At 44.7% G+C, this 25,177-nt stretch carries 24 protein-coding genes; 5 read left to right on the forward strand and 19 right to left on the reverse strand.

Annotated elements, in window-relative coordinates; genetic code table 11:
• Window positions 1-23: 23 nt before the first annotated feature.
• The 3 genes from AE2B122_RS03660 to AE2B122_RS03670 form a co-directional block, all read right to left on the reverse strand.
• Window positions 24-1,067 (reverse strand): C45 family peptidase, encoded by a 1,044-nt coding sequence (locus tag AE2B122_RS03660; RefSeq protein ID WP_175073123.1) that lies wholly within the window; start codon window positions 1,065-1,067, stop codon window positions 24-26.
• Between the two features lie 72 nt (window positions 1,068-1,139).
• Window positions 1,140-1,421: a DUF3221 domain-containing protein gene (locus AE2B122_RS03665; RefSeq protein ID WP_095217778.1), complete on the reverse strand. Its 282-nt coding sequence runs from the start codon at window positions 1,419-1,421 to the stop codon at window positions 1,140-1,142.
• Between the two features lie 242 nt (window positions 1,422-1,663).
• Complete coding sequence (locus AE2B122_RS03670; RefSeq protein ID WP_095270082.1) at window positions 1,664-1,756, reverse strand: YjcZ family sporulation protein; 93 nt, start codon at window positions 1,754-1,756, stop codon at window positions 1,664-1,666.
• A gap of 382 nt (window positions 1,757-2,138) precedes the next feature.
• Here AE2B122_RS03670 and AE2B122_RS03675 point away from each other — a divergent pair, with 382 nt between their 5' ends.
• Window positions 2,139-2,240, forward strand: a complete 102-nt coding sequence (locus AE2B122_RS03675) for a YjcZ family sporulation protein (RefSeq protein ID WP_095217776.1) — start codon at window positions 2,139-2,141, stop codon at window positions 2,238-2,240.
• Between the two features lie 141 nt (window positions 2,241-2,381).
• On the opposite strand, the gene AE2B122_RS03680 is transcribed toward AE2B122_RS03675, so the two are convergent.
• The 10 genes from AE2B122_RS03680 to AE2B122_RS03725 form a co-directional block, all read right to left on the reverse strand.
• Window positions 2,382-3,017 (reverse strand): PepSY domain-containing protein, encoded by a 636-nt coding sequence (locus AE2B122_RS03680; RefSeq protein WP_175073124.1) that lies wholly within the window; start codon window positions 3,015-3,017, stop codon window positions 2,382-2,384.
• A gap of 88 nt (window positions 3,018-3,105) precedes the next feature.
• Window positions 3,106-4,443 carry a cell wall metabolism sensor histidine kinase WalK gene (locus tag AE2B122_RS03685; RefSeq protein WP_175073125.1) on the reverse strand — a complete coding sequence of 446 codons (1,338 nt, stop codon included), beginning with the start codon at window positions 4,441-4,443 and terminating at the stop codon, window positions 3,106-3,108.
• Window positions 4,440-5,135 (reverse strand): response regulator transcription factor, encoded by a 696-nt coding sequence (locus AE2B122_RS03690; protein ID WP_175073126.1) that lies wholly within the window; start codon window positions 5,133-5,135, stop codon window positions 4,440-4,442. Before AE2B122_RS03690 ends, AE2B122_RS03685 begins: the two co-directional genes overlap by 4 nt.
• 18 nt (window positions 5,136-5,153) lie before the next feature.
• A complete protein-coding gene (locus AE2B122_RS03695) occupies window positions 5,154-5,618 on the reverse strand; it encodes a flavin reductase family protein (protein WP_175073127.1) in 465 nt (154 codons plus the stop codon).
• A 156-nt stretch (window positions 5,619-5,774) separates the two neighbouring features.
• Window positions 5,775-8,216 carry a DNA topoisomerase IV subunit A gene (parC, locus tag AE2B122_RS03700; RefSeq protein WP_095270091.1) on the reverse strand — a complete coding sequence of 814 codons (2,442 nt, stop codon included), beginning with the start codon at window positions 8,214-8,216 and terminating at the stop codon, window positions 5,775-5,777.
• Between the two features lie 12 nt (window positions 8,217-8,228).
• The gene (gene parE / locus AE2B122_RS03705) at window positions 8,229-10,181 is read right to left on the reverse strand and encodes a DNA topoisomerase IV subunit B (RefSeq protein ID WP_095218077.1); all 1,953 of its coding nucleotides are present in this window, start codon (window positions 10,179-10,181) and stop codon (window positions 8,229-8,231) included.
• Between the two features lie 447 nt (window positions 10,182-10,628).
• The gene (locus AE2B122_RS03710) at window positions 10,629-12,053 is read right to left on the reverse strand and encodes a YdiU family protein (protein ID WP_175073128.1); all 1,425 of its coding nucleotides are present in this window, start codon (window positions 12,051-12,053) and stop codon (window positions 10,629-10,631) included.
• Between the two features lie 87 nt (window positions 12,054-12,140).
• The gene (locus AE2B122_RS03715; protein ID WP_095217769.1) at window positions 12,141-12,569 is read right to left on the reverse strand and encodes a CoA-binding protein; all 429 of its coding nucleotides are present in this window, start codon (window positions 12,567-12,569) and stop codon (window positions 12,141-12,143) included.
• 16 nt (window positions 12,570-12,585) lie between these two features.
• Window positions 12,586-14,106 (reverse strand): ABC transporter permease/substrate-binding protein, encoded by a 1,521-nt coding sequence (locus AE2B122_RS03720; RefSeq protein ID WP_175073129.1) that lies wholly within the window; start codon window positions 14,104-14,106, stop codon window positions 12,586-12,588.
• Complete coding sequence (locus tag AE2B122_RS03725; protein WP_175073130.1) at window positions 14,103-15,170, reverse strand: ABC transporter ATP-binding protein; 1,068 nt, start codon at window positions 15,168-15,170, stop codon at window positions 14,103-14,105. The genes AE2B122_RS03720 and AE2B122_RS03725 overlap by 4 nt, the downstream gene beginning before the upstream one ends.
• 154 nt (window positions 15,171-15,324) lie before the next feature.
• On the opposite strand from AE2B122_RS03725, the gene plsY reads away from it, so the two are divergent.
• The 3 genes from plsY to yidD all read left to right on the forward strand — a co-directional run bounded on the left by plsY (window position 15,325) and on the right by yidD (window position 17,225).
• On the forward strand, window positions 15,325-15,927 hold the full coding sequence (gene plsY / locus AE2B122_RS03730) for a glycerol-3-phosphate 1-O-acyltransferase PlsY (protein WP_095217766.1): 603 nt from the start codon (window positions 15,325-15,327) through the stop codon (window positions 15,925-15,927).
• Between the two features lie 115 nt (window positions 15,928-16,042).
• Window positions 16,043-16,975, forward strand: coding sequence for a GTP cyclohydrolase FolE2 (gene folE2, locus AE2B122_RS03735; protein ID WP_095217765.1), 933 nt, complete (start codon window positions 16,043-16,045; stop codon window positions 16,973-16,975).
• Between the two features lie 4 nt (window positions 16,976-16,979).
• Window positions 16,980-17,225 (forward strand): membrane protein insertion efficiency factor YidD, encoded by a 246-nt coding sequence (gene yidD, locus AE2B122_RS03740; protein WP_095217764.1) that lies wholly within the window; start codon window positions 16,980-16,982, stop codon window positions 17,223-17,225.
• An 11-nt stretch (window positions 17,226-17,236) separates the two neighbouring features.
• On the opposite strand, the gene AE2B122_RS03745 is transcribed toward yidD, so the two are convergent.
• From AE2B122_RS03745 to acnA, 5 genes are all read right to left on the reverse strand, one after another.
• Window positions 17,237-17,554, reverse strand: coding sequence for a hypothetical protein (locus AE2B122_RS03745; protein ID WP_095217763.1), 318 nt, complete (start codon window positions 17,552-17,554; stop codon window positions 17,237-17,239).
• Between the two features lie 3 nt (window positions 17,555-17,557).
• Window positions 17,558-17,977, reverse strand: a complete 420-nt coding sequence (locus tag AE2B122_RS03750) for a thioesterase family protein (protein ID WP_095217762.1) — start codon at window positions 17,975-17,977, stop codon at window positions 17,558-17,560.
• A complete protein-coding gene (locus AE2B122_RS03755) occupies window positions 17,974-20,226 on the reverse strand; it encodes an AAA family ATPase (protein WP_371809494.1) in 2,253 nt (750 codons plus the stop codon). The genes AE2B122_RS03750 and AE2B122_RS03755 overlap by 4 nt, the downstream gene beginning before the upstream one ends.
• A 65-nt stretch (window positions 20,227-20,291) precedes the next feature.
• On the reverse strand, window positions 20,292-20,735 hold the full coding sequence (locus AE2B122_RS03760) for a TlpA disulfide reductase family protein (RefSeq protein ID WP_175073131.1): 444 nt from the start codon (window positions 20,733-20,735) through the stop codon (window positions 20,292-20,294).
• 91 nt (window positions 20,736-20,826) lie between these two features.
• A complete protein-coding gene (acnA, locus tag AE2B122_RS03765; RefSeq protein WP_175073132.1) occupies window positions 20,827-23,535 on the reverse strand; it encodes an aconitate hydratase AcnA in 2,709 nt (902 codons plus the stop codon).
• Between the two features lie 245 nt (window positions 23,536-23,780).
• Between acnA and AE2B122_RS03770 the strand changes: the two genes are divergently transcribed.
• Window positions 23,781-23,906, forward strand: a complete 126-nt coding sequence (locus AE2B122_RS03770) for a small acid-soluble spore protein P (RefSeq protein ID WP_175073133.1) — start codon at window positions 23,781-23,783, stop codon at window positions 23,904-23,906.
• A 40-nt stretch (window positions 23,907-23,946) separates the two neighbouring features.
• Here the strand turns inward: AE2B122_RS03770 and AE2B122_RS03775 are convergent, their stop codons facing one another.
• Window positions 23,947-25,053 carry an ATP-binding protein gene (locus AE2B122_RS03775; protein WP_245840288.1) on the reverse strand — a complete coding sequence of 369 codons (1,107 nt, stop codon included), beginning with the start codon at window positions 25,051-25,053 and terminating at the stop codon, window positions 23,947-23,949.
• Between the last annotated feature and the right edge of the window lie 124 nt (window positions 25,054-25,177).

Below are 25,177 nucleotides of genomic sequence, written 5' to 3' on the forward strand. Positions count from 1 at the left end.
CCATTGTAAATGCGGTTTTCTTCTTATTCTCCCATATAAGGAATACGGACATCAGTGTCCAAAGCACCTGTGAACTGGCTGAATGACAGTTCTCCACCCTTGATCCAGCTGCCGAAATCGACTTCGGTCGGCTGCTGATTACCGATAGCAAATGTCATTTTCAATTCCTTTGGTTTGTAAACAGAGGTATGGATTGTTCCTCCCCAATTGCGATACTGATCTGAGAAAACATCATAACTTGGATCGTTCAAGAGACGAAAACCCTCAGCCGCATCAATATTCTCTTTGTAATGCTTCTGAATGTTATCAAATCGCCGTTTACTGTCGACAAGATGATGGCGATTCTCTTTTGTCAGTACGTCAAAGTGGTTCGTACTAAAGCTAGCTTCTCTTACTGCGGTACCGCGCGGACTGCCTTCTACCACTCGACGGACGCCAGCTGCATCATTTATCACATAGTTGAAGGAGTGGCGATGCGGCATTTCTGCCAGTTTATCGACTGCTTCTTCTGTCGTCGAACACGTTTCCAGAATGATACGTGAAAGCATATTACAAATGAAGCCTTCTTCTGGGAATCTTTGGTGCACAAAGTTATAGCCAATGGTCAGACCTTTTTCATTCATGCCATCTATACGTCCGAGAATTCGCTGAGTAGGACCGATTGTAGCAAAATACTCTTGTTCAGATGGCTGATATAAAAGAAAACGTCCTTCATATGTTTTCGGATGGTAATCATAATTCCGCGCAAGAAAGTCATTCCCGGCGACAATTGAACAGCCGGAATTGATCCATTCTTGCTGAAAGCCGCTGTAATCCATTAATGTCTCCTCAATGGAAAGGCCCAATGCATCACTGAGTCCTGTCAGCTCTTCATAAATGCCCGGATGATAGCTCCGGAACATGCGGAAAGCGTCTGCTGAATCAACTGTAAAACGGCGACGGTTCCGCTCTTTTTGTTTTTGCTGATATGCATATAACGGTGTATCTTTTAAGCGTTCTCCTTGCATGACGCCGAAATCATAATGTGATCCACGGTAAGTGAGAACATTGGAATGTATCTGTTTCATAGCGGACCCTTCTTTTCTGCATAGTATCCTTCTATTATCCAATACGATGCAGCGGTGAGGGAAATGATATGCTTATAGCGGCTCAATCTCACACACTGTAAGTTGAGGAGGATATGATTCAAGAATACTCGTATATGTAACTGTAATTTCCTCTCCATTTTTTATGGCGTCAGGTACTGCAGCTTCTTTTAGTATGTAAGGTGTTTGTTCAGTCTTGGGAATGATATATTGGTTATCTTCCGTAATATCCAAATACCCAGTCATTTTTTGCTGGCATTCATCTGACATAGGCTCCTGAATACTGCATCCAGTTAGTAGTATGACAAGTAAAAGTAAACCCTCGAACCATCGCATTTAGACTTCACCATATCGATTTGGTGCGTAATCTGAACCGCTGAAGACATCATCAAACTCTAATAAATCGAGTAAAAGCCATTCCAAATGACATTCCTCCCAACCCTATAAGTTATACTTCATTTTACATACATGGATAGGGTAATGGCTAATTTTAGGTTCAATTACTAACTCAGGGATTACTTTAATAACATACATAAAAATGAGACTGCATAGATTTGCAGTCTCATTTACTTATTTCATTAGCACCATGCTGCTCCAACGATAATAAGCAAAATAAACAAAACAACGATAAGCGCAAAACCTGCGCCGTAACTGGATCCTCCGTCGCTCATGAAAACACCTCCATATATTATATGTGTAGTATATGAATAGCTCTTAACCCTTGTATGGTTATTAACCCATCTGAGCTAAAGGATTCGGAGGAACTATTCAAATAAAAAAGCAGCTGATTAAGCGAACCTTTTTATTTGAATTAGCCCTGGATAGCTGAAGCTTAGCGTTAACACACAAGGTAAATGGTGTCCCTAAATGATATGTACATAGCACGAATAATGTTATAGGTATTCACCAATTAATACATAGAATAGCGAAACAGTAACGGGTGTCTCTTTTGAAAATGGGTTGTTCCAATTCTATAAAACTCAGATTAATACCCAAGCAGTAACAGTAGACAAACATAAAATATATCATCCTTGAACAAAGAGAGGTGTTTTTATGGGACATGGATCAGGCTTTGCGTTAATCGTTGTATTGTTCATCCTTTTGATCATTGTCGGTGCATCTGGCAAGGGTTACGGAGGCGGCAGCAGCTACTAATTTTATTTTTTTCTCTAATAAGGCAGACAGGTCAAATGGCCTGTCTCAAACTTTTTTTCAAAAACCTCCCTTCGTTTGTACAAGAACCCCTTTTAACTAATACATAAAAAAGACAACAAAAAGAAGCAGCTGTCCGCTGCTTCAATCGTCTTCACTATCATATGTGATGGTTACAATTTCTCCTGATTGTGCATTGATGACAACTTCAGCTTCATCGTCAGCTGTTTTAAGCTCAAGCTCATAAACTGGGAGTCCATCTTCTTCATCAAACTCCGCATCTGTTACGCTGCCGCCTACTTCGTCTGTCGCAATTTTGATTGCTTCGTCCATCGTGATTTTCACTTCAGCCTGTGAAGCCTGTTTCTGTGAAGGAGCTGTCTGCTCTTTATCTGATTGCTGTTGATCATCGGCAGATTGTTCGTTTTCACCCTGCTGCTGGTCATCACCAGATGCTTGACTCTGATCCGTACTGTCTGTATTCGGTGAAGTTATTTGTCTGCTGCTTTCTTTCAAACTGATTACTTCCCCGGTATTTCCGTTCAGCGTCAAATCATAAAGCTTCTCTCCATTTTCCAAATCGATATCATATCTCGGTTCGCTTCCACTGCGATCCAATTCTATTTCTGTTACGGTTGCATTATATTGTTTTTCCGCCTGCTGACGCGCCTGATCGATTGTCATCTCCGGTTCCCCGGCTGATGCCTGCATCTGATAAATACCAAAAACAGCAACAACAAGCACAACAACTGCAGCAGGTATAATCCACCTTTTTTTCACATCTATCGCCTCCAGCTATTATCTATAGCCAGTATATATCTTCTCCATTAAAAGAATGGTAAGTACTTCATTAGAATTTCATGAGAACTTAAATTGGCAGCCGTACAGTAAACGTAGATCCATCACCTAACGAGCTAGCCACTTCGATCTCCCCATTATGCAGTTCTACCAGCTGCTTGGCAATGGCCAGACCAAGGCCGCTGCCACCCTTCTCCCGGGTGCGCGCTTTATCTACACGGTAGAATCGATCAAAAATACGCCGCTGATCTGTATCATCAAGGCCTTCCCCATAATCGGTGACACTCAGGATAGCTTCATTCCGTTCTGCTTTTACAGTAATCTCAATTATCTCGTCACTGTATTTGATACTATTGCTTAGCAAAATATAGACAACCTGCTTCAGCATATTGCTATCTGCCATAACCATTAATCCACGCTCAGTGCGGACAGTGATTTCCCTTTGGTAAGCTGTTTCCATTGCTGCTGCACACGTTTCTGCTATACTGCCAAGATCAACTGATTCTTTTTGCAGCAATTCTGGATCATCTTTTGCCAAAATCAGCAACTGATCGACTAAAGCCTGCATCCGTTCCGTCTCACTATGGATTGCTTGTACCGATTCCTGCTGTACGGCAGGGTCATCAGCACCCCAACGATCCAACAGTTTACTGTAGCTCTTGATGATGCTGATTGGTGTCTTCAATTCATGTGAAGCATCAGATACGAATTGCTGCTGCTTCGTAAAGTTTTCTTCCAGCTGGTCAACCATTTCATTAAACGTTTCGCTTAGCGCGTGCAATTCATCATGACTTCTGTTTTCAGTTTCCATACGTTTCCACTTTCCGCTCTTGCGTATGGCCTGCATGGTCGAAGTCAAAGCCAGAATCGGCCGGAGCAGGAAGCTGCCCAGCAATCTGCCACCTAATATGGACGGAATCAAAATGATCAGTCCCGCTATTGTTAGACAATATTTAAGCACTTGTAGTGTTTGCTGTAGACTGACAAGTTCCTCTGCAACTTGCATCGAATAAATGCCATTATCCCGGATAACAGGAATCGATACCTCTGCATACCAGCTGCCATTGTGATAATATGTTTGATCCTGTTCCTGTGATGCGAACGTGAATGGAAGCTCCCGATACTTCTCCGCTCTCGTGATCACACCCTCACTTTGTCCGTCGGAGCCAATAAAACGTACCAGCCCTTCAGTTGGCAAATCAGCTTGAAACAAGCTAGTGCGTGACGTATCTTTCCAGTCGACGGTGGCAGCAGTTTCTGCCAAGGCACGCCCTTGTTCATGCAATCGGTCAACACTATTATGCAAACTCACTTGCCTGAACAGGAAGTAAATGGACATATTTACGATCAGCAACAGGATCACCAGTGTAACAATTATGTAGAGTTGGATTCTTGTCCGCAGCTTCACTTTTCTTCATCCTTGATCGTATATCCGACACCTCTGACTGTCTTAATTAGCTTGCGCCTTTCGCCTGTATCGATCTTTTTCCGCAAATAGCGGATATACACATCGACTACATTCGTGTCTCCAGCATATTGGAAACCCCAGACTCTCTCCAGCAGCTGATCACGTGTCAAAACCTGCTTTTCATGCTTCATGAGGAACAATAGCAAATCATATTCTCGCGGTGTCAGCTCTATTTCCTTTTTACCGCGGATGACAGTCCTTGTCTTTTCGTCGAGCGTTAAATCACCAACCTGCAGTACAGGATCTTGTACTGCAGCAGCTGTAACAGTATGGCGAAGGTGTGCACGTATGCGCGCCAATAACTCTTCAATTTCGAATGGCTTCGTCATATAGTCTGTCGCACCTAGATCAAAACCACTGACCTTATCAGGCACGGCATCTCTTGCAGTCAGCAGCATGACCGGTACATGCGCATCTTGCTTACGAATTCGCCGAAGCAGTTCCATGCCGCTCAATGACGGCAGCATCACGTCAAGTAAGATGAGTTGGTAGGAATTCGCATAAAATGCTTCCAATGCATCCAAACCGTCGTACTTTACATCAACAGTAAAGCCTTCATGCTCCAGCTCAAGCTGAAGCAACCTTGCCATCTTCTTTTCATCTTCCACTACAAGGATCGTCGTCTGCTCCATAGGCCCTGCTCCCTTTCCTTATGTCGCTTTGATTTCTCGGTAACTGCCTCCAAAATACAACACAGGATTACCATCATGCAACACCAAGTCTTCCACTTCTCCAATCAGGATAACATGGTCACCAGCTATCACCTTATCCACTACTTTACAAGCTAGATTAACAAGAGCACCCTCAACAACTGGAACTTCTTGCAGCTTTGTGATCGGAACAGGATTCTCCTGCTCTTTCTGCTTGGCGAATACCATGCTGACATCTTTTTGTTCAGCTTTTAAAACACTTACACCGAATGAAGGATTAGTTTGCAAAATATCATATAAGGACGCCTTTTTATCGATTGATACGGCAATAAGTTTCGGTTCCAGTGATACTGACATAAAAGCGTTCACTGTCATCCCTTTTACCTCTCCTGCAACCTCGGTTGTAACAATTGTAATGCCTGTTGCAAATTTCCCCATTGCATCTCTAAACGTTCGATTATCCATTCTGCTCCCCCGTTCATTTTGCTATACGTAAAACTATACCATGTAAAATGCGTCGCCTGTCAATTATTCTATCCTAGCCAAGTCCGTCTTGTGCAGCAAAAAAGAAAAAGAGAGGCTATCAGCCTCTCTAGTTTACATAATAATGTTATCGTCTACTTATGCTTTATCTTGTGGAAATGCAATGTCGTATATGGCTTCCGGATATGTGGAGATAACTTCTCCGTGCTTATCTGTATCCAAAACATAAGAGCCATTGCTATAGCGGTCATTTGCATTCAAATTCATCGGCTCGAGAATGTGATCCTGCTTATCCTTCGTTTCCATATGAATTGTCGCAGCCTGCTCCAATACGTAGAAACCGACAATTCGATGCGGGTTCTTCTTCAGCTCACGGAGCATGACAACACCGCGTTTCGCTCTGCCAGATGGTTCAAATTCCTTCAGTTTCATCCGTTTTGCAGAACCTCTATGTGTGATAACAACAACACTTGGCGAATGTTTCAGTTCGAATGCTTGGGCACCTACAATATACTCGCCTTCTTTCAGCTGCATACCTTTGACGCCTGCTGCACGTATTCCGATCGGGCTGACTTCTTCTTCAGTAAACCATAAACCATATCCTGAATTAGTAGCCATGAACAGCTGCTTGTTTCCATCTGTAAGGGACACATGACAAACTTCGTCGCCCGCTTTCAGATTGATAGCAGTTAATGATTTGTTCGCTCGTGTTGCTTCATAAAGCTGGAGCTCACTTCGTTTCACAGAACCATTTTTTGTGAAGAAAACAAGGTAACCGCCCTGCTTGAAGTCACGAACCGGAATGCTGGCAATTACTTTCTCATCCTTATCCATGCTCACGATATTGGCTAAATGCTGCCCTTGATCCTTCCAGCGGATATCCGGCAGCTCATGCACAGGCATGAAACTGAACTTCCCTTTATTCGTGAAGACGAGAAGCTTATCAGTCGTATTGATTTCCTGCAAACCGATCAGATGATCCTCTTCCTTGATTGCCAGATCCTCACCATTAGAAGCCTGATAGGAACGAAGACTAGTACGCTTGATATATCCGTCATGCGTAACAGTGACGAGAACTTCCTCTGATGCAACCATTACTTCTAGATTGATTTTCAGTTCTTCGATTTCATCCTCGATTTCTGAGCGTCGATCTGTATGATAAGTCTTCTTGATTGTCCGAAGATCTTGCTTGATCACTTTCAGCAATGTTTTTTCGTTCTTCAAAATATCCTCAAGCTTCTGAATCTGTTCATCCAGCTCCTGCGCTTCACGCTGCAATGCTGTAATGTCCGTATTTGTCAGACGATATAGCTGCAAGTTTACAATTGCCTCTGCCTGTGCTTCCGTGAAGCCGTAAGCTGCCTCGATCCGCTGCTTTGCATCGGCTTTGTCCTTGGAAGCACGGATAGTAGCAATTAATTCGTCGAGAATGGAAATCGCTTTGATTAATCCCTCAACGATATGCTTACGGTCCTTCGCTTTCTGTAAAGCATATGCAGATTGTCGCGTGACGACTTCTTTTTGGTGGCCGATATAAGCATCAAGCAGGCTCGCCAACCCTAGCAATTGCGGTGTTCTATCCTTGATTGCCACCATATTAAAGTTATAAGAGATTTGTAAATCAGTATTTTTGTATAAATAATGCAGGATACCTTGAGCATCTGCTTCCTTTTTCAGTTCAACTACAATTCGCATTCCGGTACGGTCCGTTTCGTCCCGAACCTCAGCGACACCCTCGACTTTGCGGTCTAGCCGCAGCTCGTCCATCCGCTTGACGAGATTCGCTTTATTCACTTCAAAAGGAATTTCATCGATAACAATTTGTTGTTTACCGCCTTTAAGGTCCTCAATGCTCGTTTTTCCGCGGACGATGATTTTACCTTTGCCGGTTTCATACGCTTTCTTGATTCCGTCTACTCCCTGAATAATACCGCCTGTAGGGAAATCCGGACCTTTCATAACGGTCATCAATTCTTCTACTGTTGCATTCGGCTTATCCATGCGCATGATAACAGCATCGATTACCTCACCAAGATGATGCGGCGGGATTTCTGTCGCATAACCAGCGGAAATTCCAGTTGATCCATTAACGAGTAAGTTTGGGAACTTAGCAGGAAGAACAGTAGGTTCCGCGTTCGTATCATCAAAGTTCGGAACAAAGTCGACTGTTTCCTTATCGATGTCCCGCAGCAGTTCAGAAGCAATGCTGGACAGCCTTGTTTCTGTATAACGCATCGCAGCCGGCGGATCACCATCAACACTTCCGTTATTCCCATGCATTTCAATAAGCACGTTACGAACTTTCCATGTTTGGCTGAGTCGAACCATTGCTTCATAAACCGAACTGTCTCCGTGTGGGTGGAAGTTACCGATTACAGCACCAACCGTCTTGGCAGCCTTCCGAAACGGTTTATCATGTGTGTTTCGCTCATCAAACATTGCGTATAAAATCCGGCGCTGCACCGGTTTCAAACCATCTCTGGCATCCGGCAGCGCCCGGTCTTGAATAATATATTTACTGTATCTGCCGAATCGGTCTCCGATGACTTCCTCCAATGGCAGATCCAAATAGTTTTCCAAAAGAAATCCCCCTTAGTTGTGCAGCTTGTCGTTTTCGAGGATATTCCCGTCTTCTTCCATACCGAAAGCGACATTACTCTCGATCCATTTACGCCGTGGTTCTACTTTGTCGCCCATTAGCGTCGTGATACGACGTTCAGCACGAGCAAAGTCCTCGATTGTTACACGGATGAGTGTACGAGTGGCAGGATCCATCGTCGTTTCCCAAAGCTGATCGGCATTCATTTCACCAAGTCCTTTGTAACGCTGGATCGTATAGCCATTTTTTAAATCCTGGACGATTTCACGCATCTCTTCATCGCTCCAGGCATAGCGGATTACTTCTTTTTTGCCTTTACCTTTTGAAACCTTGTATAAAGGCGGCAGGGCAAGGAATACTTTGCCTGCTTCAATCAATTCCTTCATGTAACGGTAGAAGAAAGTAAGGAGCAGGATTTGTATATGTGCGCCGTCTGTATCAGCATCTGTCATGATGACAACCTTGTCATACTGCACATCCTCCAATGCGAATTCTGCCCCTACGCCAGCACCTATTGTATGGATGATCGTTGAGATCTCCTCATTTTTCATAACATCGTGCAGCTTGGCTTTTTCCGTATTGATTACTTTACCGCGAAGTGGCAGGACAGCCTGAAACTTACGATCACGCCCCTGCTTGGCAGAACCCCCGGCAGAATCACCCTCTACCAAATACAATTCATTTTTCTGTGGGTTGCGGGATTGAGCTGGCGTAAGCTTTCCGCTCAATAGCGTATCCTTGCGTTTCTTCTTCTTTCCACTGCGGGCATCTTCCCGAGCCTTTCGTGCAGCTTCGCGAGCTTCTTTAGCCCGGATTGCTTTTTTCACAAGCATGATGGAGATGTCGGGATTTTCGGATAGGAAATAAGAAAGCTTCTCCGACACGAGTGCATCGACTGCAGAGCGCGCATCAGAAGTACCAAGCTTGCTCTTAGTTTGTCCTTCGAATTGAAGCAGTGCTTCTGGTATTCGGACACTGACAATCGCTGTCAATCCTTCTCGGATATCGGTTCCTTCCAGATTCTTATCTTTTTCTTTTAATAAGTTATTACGGCGAGCATACTCGTTGAATACTCTGGTCATACCAGATTTGGCGCCTGCTTCGTGGGTTCCGCCGTCCTTTGTCCGGACGTTGTTGACGAAGCTGAGCATTGTTTCGGTATAGCCGTCATTAAATTGGAATGCGAAGAAGACTTCAATATCTTGCTGTTCACCTTCGAAGGCAACGACAGGATGGAGAGTATCTTTCTCCTCATTCAAATAGTCGACGAAGGACTGTAGTCCATCCGGATAAAGATAGGTCTCTTCCTTATCGCTGCGCTTATCTACAATATGGAACGCCACTCCCTTAAGCAAGAAAGCAGCTTCGCGCAAGCGCTCAGCAAGCGTGTCAAAATTGTAGCTAGTTACAGAGAACATGGATGGATCCGGCTTGAAATGGATGCCGGTTCCTGTTTTCTTTGTTTTCCCTTGTTTCACAAGTGAAGTGGCAGGTTTCCCGCCATTCTCAAACCGCTGGGTGTAAATATTGCCATCGCGGTGGATCGTTACTTCGAGCCATTCGGAAAGAGCATTAACAACAGATGCCCCAACACCGTGCAATCCTCCGCTTGTTGAATAGCCGCCCTGGCCGAATTTTCCGCCAGCATGCAGTACAGTGAAAATGACCTCTGGAGTAGGTCTACCGGTAGCATGCATGCCCGTCGGCATCCCGCGGCCAAAGTCTTCAACAGAAATACTGTTATCTTCATGAATAGTCACATTGATTTTGTCACCATGGCCTGCCAGTGCCTCATCCACACTATTATCGACAATTTCATAAACTAAATGATGCAATCCCCGGCTGTCAGTACTACCGATATACATGCCGGGACGCTTTCTGACCGCTTCAAGTCCTTCAAGCACTTGAATAGAGTCATCTGAGTAATGCGATGCTTGTTTTGCCAAAGCCACATCGGCTCCCTTCTTCGAACAAAAAACTGTTTCCAAGTCATTCTTCCGTCAGTATCGCTGGAAAACGACAGTACGCTATGTTCATCATAACGCAAACATATGTTTGTGTAAACTAGCCCCCATGCTTAGCAGAGTCCAGTGTATGCCTAATTAAAAGTAGCAGAATAATGCCAGTCAATCAATCCACATTTTGGGATTTCACATATTTCCTCGTCTGCTAGAGGCGATTTTCGCTACATTTTCAGCCTTTTTGCATGCTTTCTTATAAAACTTACGAAAATAGCTTCTAGTTTCAGATTGATGCAGTGACGAGTGATTTTGATAAAAAATGACGATAAGCTGATGTATCATTATGGCTTTGCAGTAAAAGCATTATTCACTATATTGTCTCTTGTTCTCAACTTCCTATATATGTATACCTGCCAAGAGGCAGGCAGAATATCATGTTCCACAAAATGTCTGAAACGGTTCTTCTGGTTCTGGCGGGTCTTCTGTATATTTTGGATCAATAGACGTATCACCGTAAGGATCGGAAACAATCTCACAAAGTCGATTAAACAACGTGTAATCGCCGTTTCCTGCAGCCTCTAATGCTTCTTCCACCAAGTGATTTCGGGGGATCACATTCGGATTAGAACTTCGCATCATCTCATGAGCAGCTTTGATTCCTTCTGAAGCCATTCGATCTTCCCAGCGCTCTTTCCATGAACGGAAGCCTTCTGCTTGTTCCATTGAAGCTGTGTCCCCTGTGGTCAATGCGCGAAATGTATTCGTGTAATCCACTTCTGCTTGCTCCATCCACTCCAGCAAATCCTCAACGAGGGCTTCATCGCCATCTCTTACATTTACTATACCGATTTTCCGGTACATAATGTCAAGCCATGATTTTCTGTATAAACGCGGAAATTCACGCAAAATATCCTCAGCTTTCTTCACAGCTTTTTCTGGTACTTCATCGAAAAGCGGAAGCACTGCTTCCGCAAAACGAGCTAAGTTCCAGGCTGCAATCGGGGGCTGATTGGCGTATGCATAACGCCCTTGGACATCAATTGAGCTGTATACTGTCATCGGTTCATACCTATCAAGGAAGGCACACGGTCCGTAATCTATCGTTTCTCCGCTAATCGTCATATTGTCCGTATTCATCACACCGTGGATAAACCCTACACTAACCCACTTAGCAAGCAGTGCAGCCTGTCGTTCCACAACTGCTTGGAAAAATTGCACATAGGTATCTGGCTGATCTGCAATCTCTGGATAGTGACGCTTTATACTGTAATCTGCCAAAGCCTTCAGCTCAAGCTCCGAACAAAATCTTCTTGCATATTCGAACGTCCCAACGCGAATATGGCTTGCAGCTATCCTAGTAAGTACTGCACCGGGCAATTCGGTTTCCCGGTAGATAGGTTCACCTGTTGCAACAACAGCCAAGCTGCGTGTTGTCGGGATACCAAGCCCATGCATTGCTTCACTGATCACATATTCCCTAAGCATCGGCCCGAGTGCTGCACGACCGTCACCTCCTCTGGAATAAGGCGTGCGTCCTGCGCCTTTCAGCTGGATATCCACTTTCTCCCCTGACTGGTTTTGCCATTCACCCAGAAGGATAGCCCGTCCGTCACCAAGCATTGTGAAATTGCCGAATTGATGACCTGCGTATGCTTGCGCGATCGGACTTGCTCCCTGAGGAAAAGTGCTGCCCGCCAACGTATCGAGTACACCTTCCTGTTGGATTCCTAGATGCGCTGCTAGCTTTTCGTTCCATTTCACCATCTTCGGTTCACTGACCGGATTAGGTTCCATCTTGGTGTAAAAAGCTTCAGGCAATGCCGTGTAGGAGTTATGCAATTTACCATCTAAGTCCATGTTTATTCCTCCTTTTATCATCTGCATTAGTTCTAGTATACGCTAATGATACAAGAACCCCATCTGCAAGGAGCAGATGGGGTAAAGTCAATTGCGTGTAGGTCCAACAAGCACACTATGAGCGACCTTGATGCATAGATCCATCAAGACCGTAAAACCTTCCTGTTCTAAATAAGAGGCCGCTCCTTCATCGTAGACACCTTGCTGGGTCCAAAAGATACGGGCATTCGTCTTGCTCGCTTCTCTTGCTAATTCTGGCAGAAATTCTGACCTACGAAATACATTGATAATATCAATCTCATCAGGTACATCAGCCAAACTCGGATAAGCTTTCTCGCCAAGAACTTCGGTCACGTTCGGATTGACGGGGATAATCTTATAGCCAGCCTGCTGCATCGCCCGAGATACACCATAAGACGTGCGGGCCGGGGAATCGGACAAACCCACTACCGCAATCGTCTTCGCGTTGACTAGTATGTCACGAATCTGTTCATTTTCTGGATTCTGAAATGTCATTTTCATGCCCCTTTCCTTAGAGTAAACCTTCCTGCTCGAGGAATTCTCTTGCTACATCCTCTGCCTGTTTCTTTTCGAAATCGACTTGGTAATTCATCTCTGTCATTTGCTCATCTGTTATCTTACCCGCTAGCTGCCCCAATATGTCAGCAAGCTCTGGGTATTCATCAAGCGTCTCCTGACGCATCAGCGGAGCGCCTTGGTATGGCGGGAACAGGTTTTCCGGATCGTCCAATGTGACAAGATCCAAGTCTCTAATATAACTGTCTGTCGAATAGGCATCAATAATATCTACATCATCAGCTTCAATCGCTTGCTGACGTATACCAGGATCCAACGTACTCAGCTCACCAAATTCGACTCCATAGAGGTCCTGAATACCTAAATAGCCGTCTTCCCGATCACTGAATTCCAATGTGAATCCAGCTGTCATCTCATCATCCATTTTGCGAAGGTCCGCAATCGTCTGTAAGTCGTTTTCTTCTGCAAATGATCGCTTCACTGCAAGTGTATACGTATTATTGTACGCCATCGGCTCCAGATATGCCATGTCGAACGATCCACTCATAGCTTCCTTCGCCTGCTCGTATACTTCCTGACCGTCATTACTTTCTGCTTGTTCACCAGCTAATGTTACTAATGCAGTACCGCTGAATTCCGGATAAATATCAATACTGCCGCTTTTTAACGCTTCAAACAGGAAGTCTGTTTTTCCTAGATTCGGTTCCAATTCAACCTGCAAGTCCGACTGATCCTCAATAAGCAGTTTATACATATTGATCAGAATGGTAGGCTCTGCATTCAGTTTCCCACCGATTACAAGATCAGGCTGGTTATCTTTTGCAACCACAAACGGTGTAACGACACCGATTATAGCTACGAGAAGCAATACAGCCAATGATTTGAAGCCAAACTTTCGGCTCGTCCGCTCGAAAATTCGTATGACCAAATCCAACAGAATAGCAAGCAAAGCTGCCGGAATCGCACCAAGAAGAATGAGATTTACATCACCGCCACGATCAATTCCTAATAAGATTAGTTCTCCGAGACCGCCGGCACCAATCAAGGCAGCGATAGTAGTAGTCCCAACTATCATGACCATCGCAGTCCGTATACCTGCCATAATGATCGGCATCGCGAGCGGAAGCTCTACTTTGCGAAGACGGCGGAAACTGTTCATCCCCATTCCTGTTGCTGCTTCCTTTAAAGCCGGATCCACTTCAGCGATACCGGTATATGTATTGCGAAGTATCGGAAGAAGTGCATAAATGATAAGTGCTACTACTGCAGGCTTTGTCCCAATGCCTATCAATGGAATCAAAAAAGCCAAAATAGCGAGACTAGGGATTGTCTGCAGAACTGCTGCTACTGCTATAATCGGTTCAGCCAGCTTTTTGGAGCGGCTGAGCAGGAGACCAAGCGGTACTGCAATTGCTATACTGATAAGCAAAGCAATGATAGATATTTGCAAGTGTTCACCTAAAGCTGTCCAAAAGGAATCACTTCGCTGCTCGAATACGTCTAAGAATGCGTTCATTGTGTAACCACCCCGTTCTTGACTTCCGTTTTACTCGCTAGATACGTGAGTAGCTCCTGCTGCGTAAGTGTACCAATCAGTTCATTGTTCTTCGTGACAGGAAGGATGCTAGTTCCGGTATTTTCAAATACACTGACTGCTTCCAATACATTCATGTCATTTGGAATTTCCATGACATTTTGCTGTTTGCCATGCTCCACCGCACACAATACTTGTCCGTCATCACTTGATAGAATATAAGCTTGCTCCGAGTCAAAATTGCCTTCTTCGTATGCCGTTTGTGTCAGAATACGCGAAACTGTTTGGGAAGCTACAATATCTACCGCAGTCTGCCACGGTGATTTTTTATCTCCTATAAAGTTGCGGACGAAGGAATCACGAGGCTCGAGTATCAGTTTCTGCGGTGTATCCACTTGGATGATTTCACCAGCATTCATGAGACAGATCCGATCACCCAACGCTGTTGCTTCATCAATATCATGCGTTACGAAAACAATCGTCTTCTTAATCTGCTTCTGTAATTTACGGATATCCTTTTGCAGCCCTTCTCTGCTGATTGGATCCAATGCACTGAAAGGCTCATCCATCAGCAAAATTTGCGGATCGGCAGCGAGGGCTCGAATCACTCCGACTCGCTGCTGCTGGCCACCGGATAGTTCAGAAGGCTTCTTTTTCATATAGATGGAAGGCTCCATCCCCACCATCTGCATTAATTCTTTTGCACGATCGTGAATTTCTTTCTTCTTCCATTTTTTCATTTCTGGAACAACAGCAATGTTTTCTTCTACAGTCATATGCGGAAATAAAGCAATCTGCTGCAGAACATAGCCGATATTCCAACGCAGATCGTGTATGTTGTATTCTTTCAATTGTTTTCCGTTTATGTATATATCACCTGCTGTTGGTTCAACAAGCCGGTTAATCATTTTCATCGTCGTAGTCTTGCCGCAGCCGCTTGGCCCTATGAGTGTGAGAAGTTCCCCCTCCTTTATCTCCAGATTGAAATTTTTGATGGCCTCAGTTCCATCGGGGTAAGTCTTTTGTACGCCTTTGAATTCAATCATATCTTCACCTCGTATTATGTACTACGTGTTCTCATACCCTTGCACGTAGGGATTTAATCCTATACTATATAAAAAGTTATGCCCTTCCATGATACTTCGTGCTAAAATGGATAAGCAAGTAACAGGAACGTTTTGTTGTTAAAGGAGAATGTATATGGAATACGTGTTATTCATCCTGCTCGCCTATTTGATCGGTTCAATTCCATCTGCCCTGATTGTCGGAAAAGTAGGCTACAATATAGATGTAAGAGAGCATGGAAGCGGTAATCTTGGTGCGACAAACACATTCCGGATACTCGGGAAGAAAGCCGGAATAATTGTTTTGATTGCAGACATCTTGAAAGGGACAATCGCCACTATTTTGCCCGTTTTGTTCGGGTTCGACTTATATCTGCTCGTCATCGGTCTTGGAGCGGTCATCGGACACGTTTATCCGGTATTCGCCCGATTCAAAGGCGGAAAGGCTGTTGCGACTTCAGCTGGAATTATACTAGGCGTAAATGCCTTGCTGTTCGCCATTATTATTGCAAGTTTCGTCATCGTGCTGCTCATCAGCAAATATGTGTCTCTTGCTTCCATGACAGCAGGCATTGTCGGCGTTGTTGTCTCGCTCTTTATTACACAGGATATCGTGCTTTCTATCGTTCTCGGATTGCTGGCTATATTCATCCTCTATAAACATAGACAGAATATTGTCCGTATCATCAGACGTGAAGAACCGAAAGCGTCATTCCTCGTGAAAAACAATTCCAAGTAAGCAGCGGGATTGTTTTTTTCATTTTCCCGGATTACTCGGTTCAGACAATTGAATTGCGAGCTTAGCATCGGGTATACTTTAAGCTAGTCCATGCGACTTTGAAAGGAGTACAATTATGCAACACCTACACACACTAACTAAAAAACAGCTGCCATCAAAGGCAGAACGTCATAAATTGTTCGGCTCCGTTGTGCCAGGCAAGAAGACGAAACCAGAAAACAAAGCCGATATGGCTGACTTACAAAATACGAAAAAGAACTTTCTTTTCCATATAGATGCAGTCGGCATTGCGAAAGTAAAACATCCGATCCAAGTGATCAGCAATACGCGTCCTGCTATGCAGACCACAATCGGAACGTTCGAATTCACCTCCAGCATACAGCAGGATAGCAAAGGTACGAATATGAGCCGGTTCACAGAACAGCTAGATTTGTATCATAAGAACGGATTTACTGTATCAGTTAAAAGCTTACAGACATTCGTTGCAGAGCTTGCAGACCGCCTGAAACAAGAGGATGCGCGTGTTAAAGTGACATTTCCATGGTTCTTTGAGCGAAGCGGCCCTGCTTCCGGTATGACTGGATTAAATCATGCGGATGCTACGCTTGAAGTAGCTTATGACAAACATACCGGCTTCCGCACGACAGCTAAGCTTTCCGGCACAGTGACAACACTATGTCCATGCTCGAAAGAAATCAGCGAATACAGCGCACATAACCAGCGCGGCATCGTCTCCATGGAAGTGCAGTTGACAGATGCGTTCGATGAAGACGTTCGTGACTGGAAAGAAGACTTGCTCGAAGCTGCCGAAAGCAATGCGAGCGCACGTATTCACCCTGTCCTGAAGCGTCCGGATGAGAAAATGGTTACCGAAACTGCCTACGAAAACCCGCGCTTTGTCGAGGATATGGTCCGTCTTGTTGCAGCTGATTTGTATGAGCTCGATTATGTGGAGAAATTCACTGTATCATGCAGTAACGAAGAATCCATCCACCTGCATGACGCTGTAGCCACATTAAGCTACGACAAACGCGACGAAGAGGAGTAAGCAAATGGACAAGGTATTTTTAGCCTTGATCCGTTTCTATCGCCGATTTATCAGCCCTGTAACACCGCCCTCCTGCCGTTTTTATCCGACATGCTCTCAATATGGGCTGGAGGCAATCAAGCAGTATGGTGCATGGAAGGGCGGCTGGCTCACTATTAAACGTATTTCTAAATGCCACCCTTTTCACCGTGGCGGATTTGATCCTGTGCCTGGTACAACGTGTGAGCACCATCATGAAAAAAAGCAGTAATCCCAAAAGGATTACTGCTTTTTATTTTGTAAGAGCTGAAATCTCTCCAGCTGCTCCCATTGCTGTTCTGCCTGGAGTATACGAAGCTGATAGTCACCGATTAGATCGAAATGCAGCAGTTCCTCATGCTCATCGATCCAAGCTTCCTGCAAACCATACTGCGCTCCCCAATCTATCAGCTTCTGCCGGTCGGCACAGCCTGCTTTTGTCACTGTCTTTGCTTCAGGAAATCGCGCGTCCAGCCAATAGTGAGTCAAAAAAGCTATCTCCCCTTTGCGTACACGCTCCTTCCATATTTTCAGTTCATTACGCCTGATCCCAAATGCCATCTGTTATGCTTCCACAGCTTTTGAATATGCAGCATGCCATTCCGGCAGGGAACGACGAATGGACACCGGACGGAAGGTTTCCTTTTTCACGACCGTATGAGTCGACGTTCCGGAAACACAAAGCTTACCCTCTTCATTTTTGATTTCGTAGCCATACATCGTCCGAATGCCATCATAAGAACGAAGCCACGTTTCCACGACCGGCTTTTCTCCGTACCGAACAGGATAATGGAAATTCAATTTTGCATCCACAACTGGGGAAAGAAAGCCGTCATCCTCCATTGCTGCATAGCGCAGGCCTAATGTCTCAATAAAGTCGGTTCGACCAATCTCAAACCAAACGAGGTAATTCACGTGATACACAACGCCCATTTGATCGGTCTCTCCGTATCTTACATTTATTTCTGATGTTGATTTTTTCATAAAGCACTTCTCCTAACCATTTCCCAAGCATTTTCTATATCTTTCTTCTCGAGCATATCCATTTCCGTCTGCTCTTGGGCTTCTACAAGTCGAAGTGACTGGAACTGGATTGCTTCGTCCAAGAGATTCGTAACGAATCTGGCATTACCTGCTACTGTTACTGCATCAAGCTGATTTTTCAGGAAAGCTTCCGCTTCTTCTGAAAGTGTATACGCATAATTTTCCATTGCATGCTTAAAGATCGCGACGAGCTCTTCACTATTATAATCTGGGAAGATAAAATACTTCTTAAAACGAGAAGCAAGCCCTGGATTACTGTCGATAAATTGCTTCATCTCCTGCCGATACCCAGCAAGAACCACTACCAAGTTTTCATTATGCTTCGTCATCTCATCTACAAGCGTGTCGATTGCTTCTTTTCCAAAGTCTTGTGAACCACGAAACAAGCTGTACGCTTCATCAATGAATAATACTCCACCAAGCGCATCACGGATGACTGTTTTTGTTTTCGCAGCTGTTTGGCCAACATAACCCGCCACCAAATCGCTTCGCGAAGCAACGACCAAATGTCCTCGCTTCAGCAATCCGCGCTCTTTTAGGATAGCAGCGTAGATTTTAGCAATCGTCGTTTTACCCGTTCCAGGATTACCAGTAAAAACAGCATGCAGCTGAATTGGTACTGCAGGAGATCCTTTACTTTTTCGCGCCTGCTGAATTTGAACAAAGGAAGATAATTTTTTCACTTCTTCCTTTATAGATTGCAGACCGATCAGCTGTTCCAGCTGCTGCAAGGGCTCTGAATCATTTTCGTTCTGTTTTGGATCTTTTACATCTTGCGGTGACAGTGTCATATGATCAATCCAGGAATCTGTCGTCAGCTTTCGATCAGCTCCTTTTTGGAAGATGATCCGAAGCACGATATCCCTTACAGTCCGGGCATTCCCGAATGTGTCATCTACGCGTGCTTGTTCGATATTATCCTTCACAAGACGCAGCGCTTCTTCTGTAAAAAAGAAATCATTCGCTAGTGCCGTATTCTCTGCAATCTGCAGAAGTTCCTCTGTCTCGAAGTCCGGAAGCTCGATGTAATTCTGATCCGGAATTCTGCTGCGAAGACCCGGATTAGCAAATAGAAACTGACGGGTCTCTTCAGGATAACCAGCAAGAATGACTGCGAATTTTCCGCCATATTCACCGCTCGTCATACTGGAAACAAGGGTATCGATCACGGCCTGTCCATAATCATTTCCGCTCTGTCCTTCTCGTTTCAAGCTATAAGCCTCATCTATGAACAACACGCCGCCAATTGCCTGACGCACATAGTTTGTCGTGTTTTCCTCACTCTGACCAAGATACGAACCAACCAAATGGGAGCGGTTTACTTCGACAACATGATCAGATTCTAACAAACCAAGCTGATGATACAGCTTAGCCAGCAATCGAGCTATCGTCGTCTTACCCGTTCCGGGATTGCCGGTGATGACCATATGAAGACCCGGTTCATCTACCATCTGGAATCCAAACTGTTTTCTCTCCTGCTGATACCGAAGATAATGGTAATAGTCGTGAATGTATTTCTTTACATCATGCAGTCCGATCAGCTGATCCAGCACTTCTAGCGGACGGCTCTCGCTCGCTTGACTCAAAACATCAGGCAGCGCTTCCTTTACAGCTGTCAGGGATTTCAATATTTGCAGAACTGTTGCGTTCATGGCTGTAACTGGCGAACCTGTCTTTCTATTTTCAATCGTGTCAATTGTCTGTTCCAGCAGGACAAGCAAATCCTCCAATTCCTCATAAGAACGGTTATATGCCGATGCAATTTTGCTGGCCCCACCTACTCTGCGCGGATATGCCTGTAATGCATCCGTCAGCTGAATGTGCAAGGATTGAGACTTCTTTAGTTTTGCAGGATCGAAATCCGTTTCCCTTATCGACCATACTGGTAAATCTGTGTCCATCAATGCTTGGTAGTATTGATTCACTTGTGCGAATTGGTCGATCTCCATCACGATTGGGTGAGTCCGCTCAGATGCAGCGAGCAGCTGTCTGCTGATTGGATCCTGCTTATGCACGCGCATAATCCGGTAAAAAGCGATGATACGATACAAGCCTTGTCTTAAGTCTTCTTCCTCTGTATCAAGCTCTGATGCCATACGTAACGCCTCTATCTCTGATAGAGGCGGTGAGATGTCCATTGAACTCCATGCAATCACTTGTTCGGTCAGGGTTTTCTCTGTCTGTGCCACAAGTATGCCCCCTTTTCTACCATCATTTTAGCATACTACAGTCAGACAGGTGAACTGGTGGAACTTTATTTGACCCATTCCTCCAGCTGTTTCTTTGTCACAGGTCCAGGGATAACCCGCTGTTTACCGGATTTGTCCACGATGATTGTGAAAGGTACTGCAACCTGGCGGAATTGATGCGCTACAGTACCTTCCGTATCCAGATAAACCGGTACTTGAAGTGCACTTTTTTGTACAAAGGCTTTCACTTGCTTCTCGCTCCGCTCACTCTTAGTAGCATTGATGCTATACACACTCACCTTTTTACCCGCTGCAGCATGAAACTCCTCCAGTTCCGATAAATCCGACAGACATGTATCACACCATGTTGCCCAATACATAATTATTACAGGCTTTCCCTCTGCATGTTCAATCAGAGCTTCGACCGATTCTAATTCAACTGCATCAGCTTGTACAATGGACGGAAAGATGAACAGCATAAGACATAAGAGAAGTAATCCTCGTTTCATAATAAATTCCCCCTTCGCCGTTTATTTTGGGCTAAAGAGAAACAAACTAACCAAAAAAGAAGCAGCCATCTCGGCTGCTTCTCACAAGTTCTTATGCATGCTGTAATTTGTTACGCAATACCATGTTCAAAATACCGCCATGACGGTAATAATCGATCTCCACTTCACTGTCAAAACGCGCTACTGCTTCAAACTCGGTTACTTTGCCATCTTCGGCAGTTGCCTTTACTTTGACAATATCTCGAGGAGAAACATTTTCATCAACTGAAACGTCGATGCTCTCACGGCCTGTTAAGCCAAGAGATTCCGCACTCTCACCTGGCTGGAACTGCAATGGCAGTACACCCATCATGACAAGGTTGGAACGGTGAATCCGCTCGAAGCTCTGAGCAATGACAGTTTTAATGCCAAGCAAGTTCGTACCTTTGGCCGCCCAGTCACGAGAGCTTCCCATGCCGTAGTCTTCCCCAGCAAAGATAGCCAAACCAGTCTGATCAGTTTGATATTTCATTGCTGCATCATAGATCGGCATTACTTCATCTGTCGGCCAGTAAGTTGTGTAACCACCCTCTGTACCTGGTGCCAGCTGGTTGCGGATACGGATGTTTGCAAATGTACCGCGCATCATTACCTCGTGGTTACCTCGGCGGGAACCATAGGAGTTAAACTCGCGAGGTGTAACGCCTTTATCCTGCAAGTATTTACCTGCCGGCATATCTTTCGCAATTGCACCAGCTGGAGAAATGTGGTCCGTTGTCACGGAGTCGCCAAACTTCCCTATTACACGCAATCCTTGTAAAGGCTGCACTGTGCCGCTTCCTCCAGAGATGTTCTCAAAGAAGGTAGGATTTTGGATATAAGTAGATTCCGAATCCCACTTGTAAAGCGGTTGGTCTGTTGTGTCGATTTCATTCCATTTTGCATTGGAATTGAAGACATCTTCATACTCCTTGCGGAAGATTTCCGGCGTAACAACCTCAGCAACTGCATCCCGAATTTCTTTGTGAGTTGGCCATAGGTCTTTGAAATAGACTGCTTTTCCGTCTTTATCCGTTCCAATTGGATCATTATCCAAGTCGATATCTACTGTACCTGCAAGTGCATAAGCCACAACTAGAGGCGGTGAAGCCAAGTAGTTAGCTCGCACAAGCGGGTGGATACGACCTTCAAAGTTACGGTTACCAGAAAGCACAGATGCAACCGTCAAATCGTTAGAAGAAATCGCTTCTTCAATTTCAGGAGACAACGGTCCAGAGTTACCGATACATGTCGTACAGCCGTACCCTACAAGCGTGAAGCCTAATTGGTCAAGATAAGGCGTCAGACCTGCATCATCCAAGTAACGTGTTACTACTTTAGAACCTGGTGCAAGGGATGTTTTCACATACGCAGGCACATTCAGACCTTTTTCAACCGCATTCTTTGCAAGAATCCCAGCTCCAAGCATAACGTATGGATTAGATGTATTCGTACAGGAAGTGATCGCAGCAATTGCGACAGCACCTGTTTTCATCGTGGTTGTCTTGCCATCAGGATGGTGTACATCAACCGATTTATCGAATTCACTCTTATCAAGTCCGAATCCTTGGTTGCCAGATGGTGCAGTAATGGAATCAACGAATGATTTCTGCATTCCAGAAAGCGGAATTAGATCCTGTGGACGCTTCGGACCAGAAAGGTTCGGCTCCAATGCAGAAAGGTCGATTTCCACCAATTCTGTATACTCAGGATCACGCGTATCTGGTGTGTACCAGAAGTCGTTTTCCTTCGCATACTTTTCAACCAAGTCGATTTGTTCTTGGCTTCTGCCTGTCAAATGCATGTAGTTCAGTGTTTCTTCATCAATCGGGAAGAAACCGCATGTCGCTCCATATTCCGGCGCCATATTCGAGATTGTTGCACGATCAGCAAGTGGCATATCCGCAAGTCCCGGACCGAAGAATTCCACGAATTTTCCGACCACGCTCTTTTGACGGAGCACTTGTGTCACCTTCAACGCCAAGTCGGTCGCAGTGGAACCAGCTGGCATCGTACCTACGAACTTGACTCCAATTACATCTGGAGCCGGGAAGTAAGATGGTTGTCCAAGCATACTTGCCTCTGCTTCGATACCGCCAACGCCCCAGCCAAGGACACCAAGTCCATTGATCATCGTCGTATGGGAATCGGTACCAACCAATGTATCAGGATATGCAGTGTACGAACCGTCTGCATCCTCGTTACCATGGACGACATTCGCTAAATATTCCAGGTTAACCTGGTGGACGATACCAGTTGCAGGCGGAACAGCACGGTAGTTATCGAATGCTTTCTGCGCCCAATTTAAAAATTCATAACGTTCTTTGTTTCGCTCAAATTCCAATTCCATGTTCACTTTCAGCGCATCTTGCGTGCCATACTTGTCAACCTGTACAGAGTGGTCAATGACAAGATCCACCGGAATCTCTGGATTGATCCGATCTGCATCTCCTCCAAGATCAACCATCGCTTTCCGAAGGGAAGCGAGATCCACGACCGCCGGTACACCGGTGAAGTCCTGCAGGATAACACGGGAAGGCTTGAATGGTACATCGGTGATGTTCCCATTCCCCCAGTTTGCTAAGCCTTCTACATGCTCGTCCTTAATTGCAAAGCCATCATGCTGACGGATCAGCGATTCAAGCAGTACACGGATGGAGAATGGCAAACGGGATACTGTTCCGAGGCCTTTCTCTTCAAGCGCTTTCAATTGATAGTAATTGTACGTCTTTCCGTTTAATTCAAACTGTTTCTTTACGTTGTATGAATTATTTCCCACCATCGTATGAACAAACCCCCTTGTGAATTAGCCTGCCCTATCACAATCTTATGATAGAGCAGCACGAGCTAACATCGATTTGCACTTTTTATTCTAAATGAAAACGATTCATAAGTAAATTAATTAAGAGCAAAAAACACGCGTAAAATAGGGAATAGTAGCGTATTTTGCGCTGTACCTATAGATTTTGATAACGCTCGCATAAGGCTTTCTGCGGAAGGAATAATAGGTACTACGGAGGTGAGAAAATGGGCGATCAGAAAGGGAAACAGCGTAAACACCCAGAAAAGGTGAATGAGCCGTTGAGCGGGTCTAAAAAAGTAAAAAACAAAAATCATAGCAGACAGAAACATAATAATCATCACGACATGTAAAAGAAACATGGCCTCTTTTTCAAGAGGCCATGTATAAATATTATAAGCTAATTGGCAGGGAAGCTCTGAACGTGCTCCCCTTCGTGTCATTGCGAAGGATATCCAGTGCACCATTATGCTTGTCCAGTATTTGTGTACAGATCATCAAACCAAGACCCGTCCCTTCTTTCTTCGTCGTAAAGAAAGGCTCCTTGAGCTTAGCAAGTACTTCGTCCGGGATTCCTGGTCCCTCATCCACTACGTCTACTATACAATCTTTACCCTCTTGTCGCTGCCGAATATCAATCTTACCGCCATGCGGCATTTCTTCAAGTGCATTCTTTATAAGATTGATAAATAGCTGCTTGATTTGAGATCGATCACAGAGAAGTTTGCTATTTTCCCCTTTTTCGAAACTAATCTGGACATTCTGCAGACGCGCCTGAGAATAAAGCAGTGTGATGACATCCTGCAGCATTTCATGAATCGTTTCCGGTTCTTTGTTTTCTGCTACCGGCTTTGAAATGAATAGAAGCTCAGATGTGATTGTTTCGATTTTCTCTATTTCTTCAACCATGATCTGGTAATATTCTTCTTTGCGGCTGATTCCGGCCTGAATGAGTTGGAGGAAACCTTTAAGACTAGTAAGCGGATTACGTATCTCGTGCGCAATACCTGCTGCAAGCTGTCCGGCCACGCTCATCTTTTCCGAACGGAACATCATCTCTTCTATTTCTTTCTTATCGGACACATCCTTAGCCACGCCGATGTAATAAGGCACGCCCTGATCCTCTGTCAAAGAGATGCTCGCTTCCATCCAAATATGCTTGCCTCGGTTATCCAGTACTGTCAGATGAAATCGTTGCGGCCATTCTGTTGTAGTCTCGAACCTATTCCGTAAGACAGGCACGTCACATGAATCTAAATACGTCAAAGAAGATGTACCGACCACTTCTTCAGGCAAATAGCCAAGCAGCCTTGTAATCGACGAAGATGTATAGTGAATCATCCCTTCGTAGTCACAGACGAAAACTATATCAAATCCGTTTTGATCGATCCATTGCAGCATCGGTACAGGAAGTTCAGCCAAAGAATGTGGATCAAAGCCCGTCGGATTAAATGAAGCCGCTTCTTTCTTTTTCTCTGTCTTATAGTCGTCTTCGTTCAAGCTCCTTCGCCCCCTTTTACGTGACATTGTTCGTGCAACTATGTATGTATAAGTCCTTTTGTTAAGTATGTTACTACAATTATAGAAAAAACAAAACGTCCATACCACGATTTTCCTAAAACTT

It is taken from the genome of Terribacillus sp. AE2B 122, from assembly GCF_902497585.1.
Classification (GTDB): domain Bacteria; phylum Bacillota; class Bacilli; order Bacillales; family Amphibacillaceae; genus Terribacillus; species Terribacillus saccharophilus_A.